Annotated in this window: 12 protein-coding genes; 5 read left to right on the forward strand and 7 right to left on the reverse strand. The window is 65.5% G+C overall.

What is annotated here, in order from left to right:
* Nucleotides 1–169: 169 nt before the first annotated feature.
* Nucleotides 170–1,966 carry an extracellular solute-binding protein gene (locus tag WMC41_RS08795; protein WP_432348304.1) on the reverse strand — a complete coding sequence of 599 codons (1,797 nt, stop codon included), beginning with the start codon at nucleotides 1,964–1,966 and terminating at the stop codon, nucleotides 170–172.
* 290 nt (nucleotides 1,967–2,256) lie between these two features.
* Here WMC41_RS08795 and WMC41_RS08800 point away from each other — a divergent pair, with 290 nt between their 5' ends.
* Nucleotides 2,257–2,883, forward strand: coding sequence for an invasion associated locus B family protein (locus WMC41_RS08800; RefSeq protein WP_244765539.1), 627 nt, complete (start codon nucleotides 2,257–2,259; stop codon nucleotides 2,881–2,883).
* 74 nt (nucleotides 2,884–2,957) lie between these two features.
* Here the strand turns inward: WMC41_RS08800 and hspQ are convergent, their stop codons facing one another.
* Entirely contained in the window at nucleotides 2,958–3,290 is a 333-nt protein-coding gene (gene hspQ, locus WMC41_RS08805) for a heat shock protein HspQ (RefSeq protein ID WP_244765538.1), read from the reverse strand.
* Between the two features lie 152 nt (nucleotides 3,291–3,442).
* Here hspQ and WMC41_RS08810 point away from each other — a divergent pair, with 152 nt between their 5' ends.
* Together WMC41_RS08810 and WMC41_RS08815 are read left to right on the forward strand one after the other, a co-directional pair.
* Nucleotides 3,443–4,486, forward strand: coding sequence for a hypothetical protein (locus WMC41_RS08810; protein WP_432347721.1), 1,044 nt, complete (start codon nucleotides 3,443–3,445; stop codon nucleotides 4,484–4,486).
* A gap of 68 nt (nucleotides 4,487–4,554) precedes the next feature.
* Nucleotides 4,555–5,586, forward strand: coding sequence for a TAXI family TRAP transporter solute-binding subunit (locus WMC41_RS08815; protein WP_432347722.1), 1,032 nt, complete (start codon nucleotides 4,555–4,557; stop codon nucleotides 5,584–5,586).
* Between the two features lie 235 nt (nucleotides 5,587–5,821).
* Here the strand turns inward: WMC41_RS08815 and glnA are convergent, their stop codons facing one another.
* Nucleotides 5,822–7,231, reverse strand: coding sequence for a type I glutamate--ammonia ligase (gene glnA / locus WMC41_RS08820; protein ID WP_064330048.1), 1,410 nt, complete (start codon nucleotides 7,229–7,231; stop codon nucleotides 5,822–5,824).
* 60 nt (nucleotides 7,232–7,291) lie between these two features.
* Nucleotides 7,292–7,630, reverse strand: a complete 339-nt coding sequence (locus WMC41_RS08825) for a P-II family nitrogen regulator (RefSeq protein ID WP_003515720.1) — start codon at nucleotides 7,628–7,630, stop codon at nucleotides 7,292–7,294.
* Nucleotides 7,631–7,996: 366 nt separating this feature from the next.
* On the opposite strand from WMC41_RS08825, the gene WMC41_RS08830 reads away from it, so the two are divergent.
* Together WMC41_RS08830 and WMC41_RS08835 are read left to right on the forward strand one after the other, a co-directional pair.
* On the forward strand, nucleotides 7,997–9,481 hold the full coding sequence (locus WMC41_RS08830; protein ID WP_432347723.1) for an NAD(P)H-hydrate dehydratase: 1,485 nt from the start codon (nucleotides 7,997–7,999) through the stop codon (nucleotides 9,479–9,481).
* 75 nt (nucleotides 9,482–9,556) lie between these two features.
* Nucleotides 9,557–10,288 (forward strand): 3-keto-5-aminohexanoate cleavage protein, encoded by a 732-nt coding sequence (locus WMC41_RS08835; RefSeq protein WP_432347724.1) that lies wholly within the window; start codon nucleotides 9,557–9,559, stop codon nucleotides 10,286–10,288.
* 49 nt (nucleotides 10,289–10,337) lie between these two features.
* Here WMC41_RS08835 and WMC41_RS08840 read toward each other — a convergent pair whose 3' ends face one another.
* The 3 genes from WMC41_RS08840 to uvrA are packed head-to-tail and all read right to left on the reverse strand — an operon-like array spanning nucleotide 10,338 to nucleotide 14,725.
* Nucleotides 10,338–11,141: a DUF72 domain-containing protein gene (locus WMC41_RS08840; protein WP_432347725.1), complete on the reverse strand. Its 804-nt coding sequence runs from the start codon at nucleotides 11,139–11,141 to the stop codon at nucleotides 10,338–10,340.
* Nucleotides 11,142–11,178: 37 nt separating this feature from the next.
* Nucleotides 11,179–11,802 (reverse strand): glutathione S-transferase family protein, encoded by a 624-nt coding sequence (locus tag WMC41_RS08845; RefSeq protein WP_432347726.1) that lies wholly within the window; start codon nucleotides 11,800–11,802, stop codon nucleotides 11,179–11,181.
* 4 nt (nucleotides 11,803–11,806) lie between these two features.
* Nucleotides 11,807–14,725: an excinuclease ABC subunit UvrA gene (gene uvrA, locus WMC41_RS08850; RefSeq protein WP_272805421.1), complete on the reverse strand. Its 2,919-nt coding sequence runs from the start codon at nucleotides 14,723–14,725 to the stop codon at nucleotides 11,807–11,809.

Genomic DNA, 14,725 nt, shown 5'->3' on the forward strand with positions numbered 1-14,725 from the left:
CCGGCCGCCGCGCAAGCCGCGTTTTGCGGGCCGCGCGGCGCAGTCAACTCTCTGCCGCGTCCGCGTGCGTTCCGAAGGGCGCGCGACGCTCTCACCGCCGAGATAGGCCGGCTTGCCGCGGCTTTCAACAGGTTACCTTGCGGTAACCCCAATTCTGGGGATATCCCCTTTATTGTACCCGCTTGTCCCACCATGCGGGGAGCTGGAAGCCCCAGAGCGGCGTCGCTTCCGGCCGGCCGATGTGCTTGTTGCGCGCGATCCATTGCTCGCCCAGGTGATAGAGCGGGACGATGTAGTTGCCGGACAGCAGCATCCTGTCCTGGAGGCGCACGGCGGAGCGGAAATCCTCTGCCGTGCGCGCGGAGAGAATGGCGGCCATGACGCGGTCGAGGTCGGGATCGGCGACGCCCGCGAAGCTCTCGCTGCCTTCGGTGTCGCGCGCCTGCGACCCCCAGCGCCGCACCTGTTCGAGACCCGGCGACAGGGAGGAAAGGAAGGCCTTCATGATGACGTCGTAGTCGAAGATCTGGCTGCGGCTCTGATACTGCGAATCATCGACGGTCCTGAGGCTGACTTGAACGCCGAGAGCGGAAAGGAAGCGCTGGTAGGCGAGGGCGAGCTTCTCCTGGTCGGCGTTCTGCGTCATGATTTCGAAGGCGAGCTGCTTGCCGGACGCGTCCACCATGCGGCCGTTCTTGATGGAATACCCCGCATTCCTGAAATGGTTCATCGCCTCGCGCAGCACCTTGCGGTCGCGGCCCGAGCCGTCGGTCACCGGCAGGCGATGGGTGCCCTCGAGGACGGCGGGGTCGATGCGGCTCACCGCGTCGCCCAGGATCTCGCGCTCACGCGCGTCGATCGGCGTGTTGAGCGATGACAGGTCGGTGTTCTGCCAGAAGCTTTCCGTGCGCGTATAGGCGTTTTCGAACAGGCTGCGGTTGACCCATTCGAAATCGAAGGCATAGAGCAGCGCCTTGCGCAGCTCCGCGTTCTGGAAGACCGGGCGGCGCGTGTTGAAGACGAAGCCGAACATGACCGGCGGCAGCTTCGACTTCACCGCATCCTTGATGACCGTGCCGGACTGGACCGCGGGAAAATCGTAGCCGCGCGCCCATTTCGTCGGATTGCCCTCCTGGTAGAGGTCGACGGCGCCCTTCTTGAAGGCCTCGAACAGCGAATTGTCCTGCAGGAAATATTCGACGGAGATCTCGTCGTAATTGTCGAAGCCGACCTTCGAGGGGATGTCCTTGCCCCAATAGTTCGGATCGCGCTCGTAGACGATGCGCTCGCCGGGCTTCACGGCCTTGACCTTGTAGGGTCCGGAGCCGAGCGGAAAGGCGAGCGACGACCGGTCGAAGGTCTCCACATCGGTGGCGTGTTTGGGCAGGATCGGCGAAAGCGCGATCAGGAGCGGCGCCTCGCGGTCGCCCTTCTCGTTGAAGGTGAAGCGGACGCTGTGCTCCCCGGTCTTTTCGAGCTTCTCCACGCCGTTCAGGCGGATGCTGAAGGGCGCACGGCCCTTGTCGCGCAGCAGCTCGAAGGTGAAGATGACGTCCTCGGGCGTCACCGGCTTGCCGTCGGCCCAGCGCGCCTTGGGGTTGAGGTGGAACTCGACGAAGCTGCGGTCGTCGTCCCATTCCACGCTTTCGGCGAGCAGGCCGTACATGGTGAAGGCCTCGTCGCGCGAGCGCACCATCAGCGATTCGTAGACGAGATTGCCGAATTCCGGGTCCCACATGCCGCGCGCCGTGGTGCGCATGCTCTTGAGGATGAAGGGGTTGAGGCTGTCGAAGGTGCCGACGACGCCGTAGGCAATGCGCCCGCCCTTCTTCACGTCGGGATTGACGTAGCTGAAATGCTTGTAGTCCGGCGGCAGGGCGGGGTCGCCGTGCATGGCGATGCCATGGAGCGGGGCGGCGTGGCCGAGGGCGGCGGGCAGGCCGAGCAGTGCGGCGGCACAGGCCATCAGGAAGGGGCGCAAGTGTGTCTCCTCATGGGGGTCCGGATGATTCTCGCCATTATACGCGCTCGAAACGAGACGGCAGCGTGGCAGGTGCGGAAATCCGATGCACGCGGGAATTTCATCAAGAAAGGCTGGATATCCGGCGCGGCCCATTGTAACAGGGTTCCCCGAAGCGGGTCATGCAATTGCCTCATTTCGCCGACAGGAGAGCGCACGGCTGACCAATCGCCCAAGTGGGACCCAGGAGGGGCGCTGTCGCTCCGGCACCGGATTTTCAGGAGACCGAACTCGTTATGATCTTCACATCGCACCTCATCAAGCGGACCGTGCTTTCCGCCTTCGCTGCTTCCGTTGCCCTGGCGGCTGCTCCGTCCGCTTCTCTGGCACAGCAGCAGGCTGCACCGCCGAAGGGCTGGTTCAAGGTCTGCACCAAGCAGGAGGACAACGATGTCTGCATCGTGCAGAACCTGCTGACGGCCAATAGCGGCCAGCTCATCACCGCGGTCGGCCTCATCACCGTCGCCGGCAAGACCAACCGCAAGATCATGCAGGTCTCCGTGCCGAGCGCCCGCCTGATCCCGCCGGGCGTCCAGATGCAGATCGACGGCGGCAAGGCGCAGAAGCTCGACTACGCCATCTGCATGCCCGACAAGTGCGTCGCCGAAGTGCCGCTGACGGACCAGATGATCTCCAGCCTCAAGAAGGGCGGCGAGCTCGTCCTGACCTCGGTCAACTTCCAGCGCGCGCCGAACCCGATCAAGATCTCGCTCGAAGGGTTCACCGGCGTGTTCGACGGCGAGCCGATCGAACAGTCGCAGCTCGAAGAGCGCCAGCGCCTGCTGCAGGAAGAAATGCAGAAGAAGGCGGAGGAAGCCCGCAAGAAGCTCGAAGAGGCCCAGAAGGCCGCCAAGAGCCAGTAAGCGGCCCGCTTCGCAGGAACATGAAAAACCCGGCCATCGGCCGGGTTTTTTGTTGGGGCAGCGGAAGGGGCCGTTCAGTGGAAGATACCGCTCTCTTCCTTCCAGCGGTAATGTCCCTTTTCCACGTCCATCAGGGCGCGGACCTGGGGGTGGCGGATCGGCTTGCCGCTTTCATCCGCCACGAGGTTCTGCTCCGAGACATAGGCGACGTATTCCGTGTCGTCGTTCTCCGCGAAGAGATGATAGAACGGTTGATCCTTCGATGGCCGGATTTCGGCGGGAATGGCGTTCCACCACTCCTCCGTGTTGGCGAATTCCGGATCGACGTCGAAGATCACGCCACGGAAGGGGAAAACCCGGTGGCGGACGACATCGCCAATGGCAAATTTTGCGTTACGCATCTTCATGGCGTACCTACCTTTCCACTTATATTTGGGTAAATACGCCGAAACATCAATAGTTCGCGCGTCTCGCACGTCTTTATCCAGGGGGTGGCGCGCTTGCGCCACGGGTGGTTTCGGCGTACCTCGAAAGGGACGTCTCAGGTGGGTCGGGTGGCATGAACAATCAGTGGGGCAGGAGCGGTAGCGGATCGGCGGCGGGCAGTGGCATCGGAGGCATCCTGTTCGCCTCCGTGGTGTGCCTGGCGCTCGGCGGTGCCGCGGGCTACGGCGCCTTCCGCATGATGGACGACACCATTCCCCAGGGCGAAGTCGAAGCGCGCGACAGGCGCATCGCCGAGCTTGCCCGCGAGCTGGACGCCCGCGCCGCGCAGGTGGAGGAAAGCACGCAGAAGGCGCAGGCGCTGACCGAGGAGAACGGCACGCTCCGGCGCCAGGTCGAGGCGCTGCGCAAGGATGCAAGCGCGTCGGATTCGGATGTGGCGGTGATTGCGGCCGAACGCACGAAACTCGCGCAGGAGGTCGTGCCGGCGCTCGAAAACAGGCTCCAGCTGCTCGGCCAGCGCGTCGCGGACGCCGAAGCGCTGAAGACGAAGGCCGAAGACACCGTCAAGGACCGGGAGCGGCGGCTGTCGCTCCAGAGCGACAGGATCGCCAGCCTCGAGAAGGCCTGCAGCCAGCAGGCCGCGACGCGCAGCGCCGAGGCCGATGACCTGAAGACCCAGACCGCGGCCCTGCGCGAGGAACTGGAAACGGTCCGCAAGGCGGAAGAGGCGCTGCGCACGAAGAACCTGCCGGCCCTCAAGGAGGAGATCACCCGCAAGGACAAGGAGATTGCCGCCCTCGGCGAGCGCACCAAGGCGTTGACGGGGCAGGTCGAGGCGCTCGAGGCGGCAAGCTGCATGGCGCTGCCCAGGCAGCCGAACGACAACAGCCGCAAGGCGGAGCCGGAGAAGGACGCGACCGGGGAGGCTGCCCGGGACACCTCCATCCAGGCGCTCAATCCGCGCGATGGAACGCTTGTGGCAGAGGCGATGCGGGAAACGCCCGGCCTCGATGCCCTCACCAGCGTGCAGCGCGAGCAGCTCGAACGCTCGCTGACGGCGGGTGAATGCGTGACGAGCGCGCTCGGCGGCGTCTTCCGGCGCATTCCGGTCCTCGCACTCAGAAATCTCATGCGCGACCTCGACAGCGACTGCTGAGCCGCGACGTTGAACGTGTCTGCAGGGCACCTATCGTGATTGAGTACAGACCCCAAGGGAGAGTGGGAATGAAGCGATCTGTTCTTTTGGCCGCGCTCGGGCTTGCGCTTTCCGCCGCAGGCGCTTCGGCTGCGGATTTCGAACGCAACATCATGACCGGCGAGCCGCAGGGCACCTATATCAAGATCGGCCGCGATATCGCAGCGCTCGGCGCCGAATGCGGCCAGACGCTCAATGTCCTTGAAAGCGCCGGATCGCTGGAGAACTTCGTCGGCGTGCGCAACCGCCGCAACACCCAGTTCGGCATCGTGCAGAGCGACGTGCTCGAATACCTGAAGACCTTCGAGAAGAACGATCCCGAGGTGCAGAAGGCGGTCAAGGGCGTGCGCATCATGTTCCCGCTCTACAACGAGGAGATCCACGTCCTCGCCCGCAACGACATTGCGGGCCTCAAGGACCTCGCGGGCAAGAAGGTCGCGGTCGGCAAGAAGGATTCGGGCACCTTCCTCACCGCAACGCTCATCATGGACATCCTGCAGGTCAAGGCCGGCGAGCGCATGGACATCAACCCGGACGAGGCGCTGCCGAAACTCCTCTCCGGCGAGATCGACGCCTTCTTCTACGTCGCCGGCGCGCCCGCCTCGCTCTTTACCGGCAACACCATCGACAAGGCGAAGTTCCACCTCGTGCCGATCACCGAGGCGCCGCTGCTCGCCACCTACACGCCCTCGCGCATCGAGGCCGGCACCTATTCCTTCCAGGACAAGCCGGTCGACCTCATCGCCGTCAAGGCCGTGATGATGACCTACGACTACGACACCAAGCGCAACGCCTATCACCGGGACAGCTGCAAGACCGTGGCGGACTTCTCCAACCTCATCGTCACCGGGCTCGACAAGCTGAAAACGACGGGCCATCCGAAATGGAAGACGGTGGACCTGACCGCGCTGCCGCCCGGCTGGCAGGTCGGCGTCTGCGTCAAGGCCGGCATGGCGCTCGACTACAAGCCCGCCTGCAAGCCAGCCGCCGCCGCCACGAGTGCCACCGACGACAGCAACGAGGAATATCTCAACCTGCTCAAGCAGCGGCTCCAGCCGTAGCGCGCGCTTTTCTCAAGACGGGCATCGCGCGCGATTGAATCCTCGGGTCGAGCCCGAGGATGGCGGCGGGAGGAGAGGCTGGCGGCCTATCGAACGGTGCGGCATGCGGTTCGCTTTGCCTGTTTTCGCCCGCCATCCTCGGGCTCGACCCGAGGATCCAAGCGCCACCCACAATACTCCCGACAAACAAAAAACCCGGCTAGAAGCCGGGTTCTTCGTTTGAAAACGCCGCTTATCAGGCGGAGTAGTACATGTCGAACTCGACCGGGTGCGGGGTCATTTCGTAGCGCATGACCTCCACCATCTTCAGCTCGATGTAGGAATCGATCTGGTCGTCGTCGAACACGCCGCCGGCCGTCAGGAACTTGCGGTCCTTGTCGAGGCTTTCCAGCGCTTCGCGCAGCGAGCCGCAGACAGTCGGGATCTTCTTCAGCTCCTTCGGCGGCAGGTCGTAGAGATCCTTGTCCATGGCCTTGCCGGGATGGATCTTGTTCTTGATGCCGTCGAGGCCGGCCATCAGCATGGCGGCGAAGCCGAGATAGGGGTTGCCGAGCGGGTCGGGGAAGCGGATCTCGACGCGCTTGGACTTCGGACCCGTGCCGAACGGAATGCGGCACGAGGCCGAGCGGTTGCGGGCCGAGTAGGCCAGCAGCACCGGCGCCTCGTAACCCGGGACGAGACGCTTGTAGGAGTTCGTCGTCGGGTTGGTGAAGGCGTTGATCGCCTTGGCGTGCTTGATGATGCCGCCGATGAAGTAGAGGCAGGTTTCCGAAAGGCCGGCATACTCGTCGCCGGCGAACTGCGGCTTGGAGTCCTTCCAGATCGACAGGTGCACGTGCATGCCAGAGCCGTTGTCGCCGAAGACCGGCTTCGGCATGAAGGTCGCCGTCTTGCCATAGGCATTGGCGACCTGGTGCACGACGTACTTGTAGATCTGCACCTTGTCGGCGCTGCGCACCAGCGTGTCGAACTTGACGCCGAGCTCGTGCTGGGCGGCCGCCACTTCATGGTGCTGCTTCTCGACGGTGACGCCCATCTCGGTGAGCACGGTCAGCATCTCCGAGCGCATGTCCTGGCAGCTGTCGACCGGAGGAACCGGGAAGTAGCCGCCCTTGACGCGCGGGCGATGGCCGAGGTTACCGGTCTCGTAGTCGGTGTCGTCGTTGGACGGCAGTTCCGAGCTGTCCAGCTTGAAGCCGGTATTGTACGGGTCGGCCTTGTACTTGACGTCGTCGAAGACGAAGAATTCCGGTTCCGGGCCGGCATAGATGGTGTCGCCGATGCCCGAGGCCTTCAGGTAGGCTTCGGCCTTCTTGGCCGTGCCGCGCGGGTCGCGGTTGTAGCTCTCGCCAGAGACCGGGTCGAGGATGTCGCACATGACGACCATGGTGGACTGCGCGAAGAACGGGTCCATGTGCACGGTCGCCGGATCGGGCATCAGCACCATGTCGGACTCGTTGATCGCCTTCCAGCCGCCGATCGAGGAGCCGTCGAACATGACGCCATCGGCGAACATGTCTTCGTCGACGACGCCGACGTCCATTGTCACATGGTGCATCTTGCCGCGCGGGTCGGTGAAGCGCAGGTCGACGAACTTGACGTCGTTTTCCTTGATTTGCTTGAGGATTTCATTGGCAGTCGTCATTTTATGGAGTCCCTGTGTGAGATGACGAGGTGGAAGCCTCGGCCGGACGGCCGGGCGGGATCAGATGGCGTCGACGCCGGTTTCGCCGGTGCGGATGCGGATGACTTCTTCGACGTTGGAGACAAAGATCTTGCCATCGCCGATGCGGCCGGTCTGGGCCGCGTTGCGGATGGCCTCGATGACGGCCTCCGCGTTTTCGTCCGCCAGGACGACCTCGACCTTCACCTTGGGCAGAAAGTCGACGACGTATTCGGCGCCACGGTAAAGCTCCGTGTGGCCCTTCTGGCGTCCAAAGCCCTTCGCCTCGGTGACGGTGATACCCTGCAGGCCAACTTCCTGAAGGGCTTCCTTCACCTCATCGAGCTTGAAGGGCTTGATGATCGCTTCGATCTTTTTCATGAGAAAATGTCTCTCCGCTTCTCCCGTTTGCGCGCGGTTTGCGCGCGCCGCACACTCAAATGCACGTATCATGCCAACTTGAAGCAGGATGCATGCCAGAGCGGATGAAATCCGTTTCCCTGCCGATCCTGCCCGTCCTCACGCGGTGGATGATGCGGCTTTCCAGCCAAAAGGGCCAGCGGAATTTGCCTAAAAAATGTCACTTTCCACGCCCGGCGGCGCCCGCGCACCGCAAGTCCGGCGCGCCTGCCGCATAAAGCTGCAAATTTGAGCATATCGAATATGCAGATGCACAAATAACGGGCTTGTCGACCGGATCGAATCCCGGACTTGTCTCCGTCATGGCTTTGCGCGCATGCTGTCTTCATGCACAAGGACATAGACACACTCATCGTCACGCCGGAGGATATGGGCCGCATCGACCGCGCCGCAGCCCTTGACCTTTCGAGCTACGGCCTGATGGAGCGGGCGGGGCAGGCGGTCGCCGCGGCGGCCCTGCGCCGCTTTCCCGGCGCCCTGCGCTTTGCCGTGCTTTGCGGTCCCGGCAACAATGGCGGCGACGGCTATGTCGCTGCCCGCGCCTTGCAGGAGGCGGGGGCCTCGGTCACCGTCCATGCCCTTGGCGCGACGGCGGCGCTGAAGGGCGACGCCGCGACCGCCTTCGCCCGTTTTCCCGGCGCCGTCGCGCCGCTTACGGCCTATGCGCCCCAAGCGGGCGACGTGGTCGTCGACGCGCTGTTCGGCGCAGGGCTGTCGCGCGACGTGCCGCAGGCGGTCGCTGAGATCATCGAGGCCGTGTGCCGCAAGGCGGTCCTGCCCGTGCTGGCGGTGGACCTGCCGTCCGGCGTCGACGGCCGGACCGGGCAGGTGCGCGGCGCCGCCTTCGAGGCCACCGCGACCGTCACCTTCATGTGCCGCAAGCCCGGCCACCTGCTGCTGCCCGGGCGTTCCCTGTCGGGCGACCTGGACGTCTTCGATATCGGCATCCCCGCCCGCCTGTTCGCCGGGCATGCGGACCATATGCGCGTGAACACGCCGGCGATCTGGCGCCTCGATCTGCCGGTGCAGGGCCGCGCGACCCATAAATACGGGCGCGGCCATCTTGCCGTCTTCTCCGGCCCGGCGGCGGCCACGGGCGCCGCGCGCCTCTCCGCCGAGGCGGGCCTTCGCGCCGGCGCCGGCCTCGTCACGCTGCTTTCGCCGCGGGAGGCGCTTTGCGTCAACGCCGCGCACCTGACCGCGGCGATGCTGAAGCCCGTCGACGGCGACGACGACCTTTCCGGCCTGCTCGGTGATGCGCGGCTGCAGGCCTTCGTGCTCGGCCCCGGCTTCGGCGACGGGGAGCGGGCGCGGGGCCATGTCCGCCTGCTTGCCGAAGGCGGCCGCCGCCTCGTGCTCGATGCAGACGGCATCAGCGCCTTCCGCGACGATCCGGCCGCACTCTTCTCGCTTTTTTCCGGCGGAAGCCCGCGGCTGGTGCTGACCCCGCATGACGGCGAGTTCGCCCGCCTCTTCCCCGATCTCGCAGGGGACGGAACCCTGTCGAAAATCGACCGCGCCCGCCAGGCGGCCGCGCGCAGCAACGCCATCCTGATCCTCAAGGGCGCCGACACCGTGATCGCCGCGCCGGACGGCCGGGTCCTCGTCAACGAGAACGCGCCGCCCTGGCTTGCCACCGCCGGTTCCGGCGACGTGCTCGCCGGCATCGTCGGCGCCCATCTCGCCCAGGGCATGCCCGCCTTCGAGGCTGCCGCCAGCGCCGTCTGGCGTCATGGCGAGGCGGGCCGCATCGCGGGCGAGGGGCTGACGGCGGAGGACCTGCCGGGCGCCATTCCGCCCTGGCCGGAATAGGGCAAGGCAGGCGCCGCGCAAACGCTTTTCCTGCCACGCCCTGCATCAAGCGAAACCGAACCCTGGAGGACTGGCATGATCGTTCAAGCCTGCATCAACGGCGCGCGCCCCGCCGGTTACCATCCGCGCCTGCCCCTGACGGCGGAGGCGATGGCGATCGACGCCGCGGCCTGCATTTCCGCCGGCGCGGCGGAGCTCCATATCCATCCGCGCGGGCCGGACGGGCGCGAGAGCCTCTCGGCCGTCGACGAGACGGTGCGCGCCGTACGTGAGGCATGCCCCGGCACGCTCATCGGCGTATCGACGGGCGCGTGGATCGAAGGCGACGCGGCAAGGACGCGCGACAGCATCGCGGCATGGCGGGAGCGGCCGGACTACGCCTCCGTCAACCTTTCCGAACCCGATGCGCCCGCCGTCATCGCGCTGCTGCACCACATGGGCATTGGGGTCGAGGCGGGTCTGGCCAGCGTGACGGACGCCGAACGGTTCGTCGCCCTGCTGCCGGATGGCCGGCGCGCGCTGCGCGTCCTCATCGAGATCGACGAGGAACAGGATTTCGGAAAGGCGGACGCCATCGTGGACGGGATCGCGCAGGTTCTCGCCCAGGCGAATGTCCGCCGGCCGATCCTCCTGCACGGCGCCGATGCGACCGTCTGGCACTTTGTCCGGCGTGCATACCGGCAGCGCTGGTCGACCCGTGTCGGGCTGGAGGACGGCTGCCTGCGTCTCGATGGCAGGAGAGCGGCCGGAAATGCCGAGATTGTCTCGGATGCCGTGCGGTTCTTCCGCTCCGCGGCTCCCGGCTGAGGCTCGATGCCGTGAAATTCGGCCGAAGGCTGCCGCGCGGCCGGGGGCGTCAGCTCGTGCGCCGCTGCAGCTCGCGCGCGCCGTTCGGCGCGTTCACCTTGCCGGAGGTGATGAAGAACGCGAAGACGTCGCGGGGCTTCTTCGCCGGCTGGGTCTTTGGATCGATCTTCGGCAAATCGGCAGGCTCGCCGCCGCCGGACCAGGCCTTGAGCCGCTCCGCCCACTCATCGAGCGCTTCCGGCGGATAGCAGGTCTTGATGTCGTCGGAGCCCTTCTGCAGGCGGGCATAGACGAAATCCGCCGTCACGTCGGCGATCTCGGGATAGTCGGCATGCTGGGCGTAGACGATCGCCGCCCTGTACTTGCGCGCGAGCGCCGCGAATTCCGGCACGAGGAACGTATCGTTGCGCACTTCCAGCGCATGTTTCAGCGCGAGGCCGTCGAGCTTTTCCGGCAGCAGTTTCAGGAAACCCTCGAAATCGTCCGGCTCGAACTTCTTCGTCGGCGGAAACTGCCAGAGGATCGGGCCGAGATGGTCGCCGAGCTCGGTCAGCCCCTGCGTCAGGAACTTTTGCACGGATTCGCCGCCATCGGCCAGGACCTTGCGGTTCGTGGTGAAGCGGCTCGCCTTCAGCGAGAAGATGAAGCCGTCCGGCACGTCGGAGGCCCACTTGGCGAAGGTTTCCGGCTTCTGCGAGCCGTAATAGGTGCCGTTGACCTCGATCGCCGTCAGTTCGCGGCTGGCGAATTCGAGCTGGCGCTTCTTCGCCAGCTTTTCCGGATAGAAGGTGCCTTCCCAGGGATCGAAGGTCCAGCCGCCGATGCCGGTTCTGATGGTGCCGGATGTGCTCATGTCAGTTCTCCTCGACAGACAGGTGGCGGCACGCCTCTCAGGCGGGCGCGATGAAGGGCTGGGAAATGTCCTGGAACACCGGCAGTGCCTCCATGCCGGCGCAATGGGCCGCAAGCGCGGGGTAGGCGGCAGGGTCGATGAGGCCGGGATGGGCCTCGCCGACATGCCGCCAGGCGCAGGCGACCGCGATATCCGCATGGGTAATGCGGCCAAACCAATATGGTCCGGGCCGCGCGGCCCGCTCCGCTTCCAGTGCGGCAAGGACGGTTGAAATCTGCAAGCGGCAGCGCTCGACGAAAAAGGCCGAAGGCGTCTCGTGCAGGTGCAGCTCGTAGAACAGGCTGACGCCCTTGTCCGCAAGGCCGGTCGCGAAGGCCATCACCTTCAGCGCCTGCCGCCGCGCGGGCTCTGCCTGTGGCAGGAGCCGCTGTTCCGGCGGCACGAGGCCGTCGAGATGATCGAGGATCGAAGAGCTGTCGGCCACGACGTCGCCATCGTCCAGCACCAGCGTCGGCACCCGCATCAGCGGGTTGACCGCCTGCACCTTGTCGCCTTCTGCGAACACCGACCAGGGGCGGTGCTCGAAGGGGAGGCCATAGAGCCGCAGCGCAATGCCCACGCGGCGCACAAAGGACGAATCGTACTGGCCGATCAGGATCATGGGGTTACTCCGCCGCGACCTTCTTCATCGGCCGGCGTTCCAGCAATTCCCGGAGGAAATGGCCGGTATAGGAGCGCTCCACCTTCACCACGTCCTCCGGCGTGCCCTCGGCGATCACCTCGCCGCCGCCATCGCCGCCTTCCGGGCCGAAGTCGATGATCCAGTCGGCGGTCTTGATGACCTCCAGATTGTGCTCGATGACGACGACCGAATTGCCCTGGTTGACCAGTTCGTGCAGCACTTCGAGCAGCTTCGCCACGTCGTGGAAGTGCAGGCCCGTCGTCGGCTCGTCGAGGATGTAGAGCGTGCGGCCGGTCGAGCGCTTCGACAGCTCCTTGGCGAGCTTGACGCGCTGCGCCTCGCCGCCCGACAGCGTGTTCGCCTGCTGGCCGACCTTGATATAGCCGAGGCCGACCTGGTTCAGCGTCGTCAGCTTGTCGCGCACCGCCGGCACGGCGGCGAAGAACTCGACGCCTTCCTCCACCGTCATGTCGAGCACGTCGGCGATCGACTTGCCCTTGAAGGTGACGTCGAGCGTCTCGCGGTTGTAGCGCTTGCCGTGGCAGACGTCGCAGGTGACGTAGACGTCGGGCAGGAAGTGCATCTCGATCTTGATGACGCCGTCGCCCTGGCAGGCCTCGCAGCGCCCGCCCTTGACGTTGAAGGAGAAGCGGCCGGGCTGGTAGCCGCGGGCCTTGGCCTCCGGCAGGCCGGCGAACCAGTCGCGGATGGGGGTGAAGGCGCCGGTATAGGTCGCCGGGTTGGAGCGCGGCGTGCGGCCGATCGGCGACTGGTCGATGTCGATGACCTTGTCGATATATTCGAAACCGTCGATGCGCTCGTGCTCGGCCGGGATTTCGCGCGCGCCCATGATGCGGCGGGCGGCCGACTTGTAGAGCGTCTCGATGAGGAAGGTCGACTTGCCGCCGCCGGAAACGCCGGTGACCGCCGTGAAGACGCCGAGCGGGATCGACGCCGTGACATTCTTCAGATTGTTCGCTTTCGCGCCGACGACCTTGATTTCCTTCTTTTTCTTCGGCTTGCGGCGTTCGCCGGGAATGGCCACTGAAAGCTCGCCGGAAAGATACTTGCCCGTCAGCGAGGCCGGATTGGCGATCACCTCGCCGGGCGTGCCCTGCGCGATCACCTCGCCGCCATGGATGCCGGCGGCGGGGCCGATATCGACCACGTAGTCCGCCGTCAGGATCGCGTCCTCGTCATGCTCGACGACGATGACGGTGTTGCCGATGTCGCGCAGGTGCCGGAGCGTGTCGAGCAGGCGCGCATTGTCGCGCTGGTGGAGACCGATGGAGGGCTCGTCCAGCACGTAGAGCACGCCGGTCAGGCCAGAGCCGATCTGCGAGGCGAGGCGGATGCGCTGGCTCTCGCCGCCCGACAGCGTGCCGGAATTGCGTGAGAGCGAAAGATATTCGAGGCCGACATCGTTGAGGAAGCGCAGGCGCTCGCGGATTTCCTTGAGGATGCGGACGGCGATCTCGTTCTGCTTGGCGTTGAGGCGCTCCGGCAGGGTCTCGAACCAGTCGCGCGCGACGCGGATCGACATGGCCGTCGCCTCGCCGATATGCAGCTTGTCGATCTTCACCGCCAGCGCCTCCGGCTTCAGGCGGAAGCCGTTGCAGGCCGGGCAGGGGGCGGCCGACATGTAGCGCTCGATCTCCTCGCGCGACCAGGCGGAATCGGTTTCCTTCCAGCGCCGTTCGAGGTTCGGCACGATGCCTTCGAAGGTCTTCACCGTCTTGTAGGAGCGCGCGCCGTCCTTGTAGTTGAACTCGATCTTCTCCTTGGTGCCGTGCAGGATGGCATTCTGCGCGTCCTCCGAAAGCTCCGACCAGCGGTTGGAGAGCTTGAAGCCATAGGCGGCACCGAGCGCTTCCAGCGTCTGGTTGTAATAGGGCGAGGAGGATTTGGCCCAGGGCGCGATGGCGCCGTCGCGCAGCGTGCGCTCCGCCTCGGGCACGATGAGGTCCGGGTCGATCTTCTGCTGGCTGCCGAGGCCGTCGCAGGTCGGGCAGGCGCCGAACGGGTTGTTGAACGAGAAGAGCCGCGGCTCGATTTCGGGGATGGTGAAGCCGGAAACCGGGCAGGCGAATTTTTCCGAGAACAGCACGCGTTCGTGCGTCTCGTTCAGCGACTTGTTGGCCGAGCCGCCGGCCGCCGTCTCCTCGACGGGCAGCGGCTTGTCGGCGAATTCGGCGATCGCCAGCCCGTCTGCGAGCTTCAGGCAGGTCTCGAGGCTGTCCGCCAGGCGCGAGGCGAGGTCCGGCCGCACGACGACGCGGTCGACCACCACATCGATGTCGTGCTTGTACTTCTTGTCGAGCGCCGGCACGTCGGCGATCTCGTAGAACTGACCGTCGACCTTGACGCGCTGGAACCCCTTCTTCATCAGCTCGGCGAGTTCCTTCTTGTACTCGCCCTTGCGGCCGCGCACGACGGGCGCGAGGATGTAGAGGCGCGTTCCCTCGCCGAAATCGATGACGCGGTCGACCATCTGGCTGACCGTCTGGCTCTCGATCGGCAGGCCCGTCGCCGGCGAATAGGGCACGCCGACGCGCGCGAAGAGCAGGCGCATGTAGTCGTAGATCTCGGTCACCGTGCCGACGGTCGAGCGCGGGTTCTTCGAGGTCGTCTTCTGTTCGATGGAGATGGCCGGCGACAGGCCGTCGATCTGGTCGACGTCCGGCTTCTGCATCATCTCCAGGAACTGGCGGGCATAGGCCGAAAGGCTCTCGACATAGCGCCGCTGGCCCTCGGCATAGATCGTGTCGAAGGCGAGCGACGACTTGCCGGAGCCCGAAAGCCCGGTCATGACGATCAGCTTGTTGCGGGGCAGGTCGAGGTCGATGCCCTTGAGATTGTGTTCGCGCGCGCCGCGGATGGAAATGGTCTTGAGTTCGCTCAT

Source organism: Shinella yambaruensis (assembly GCF_050859155.1).
Lineage (GTDB): Bacteria > Pseudomonadota > Alphaproteobacteria > Rhizobiales > Rhizobiaceae > Shinella > Shinella yambaruensis.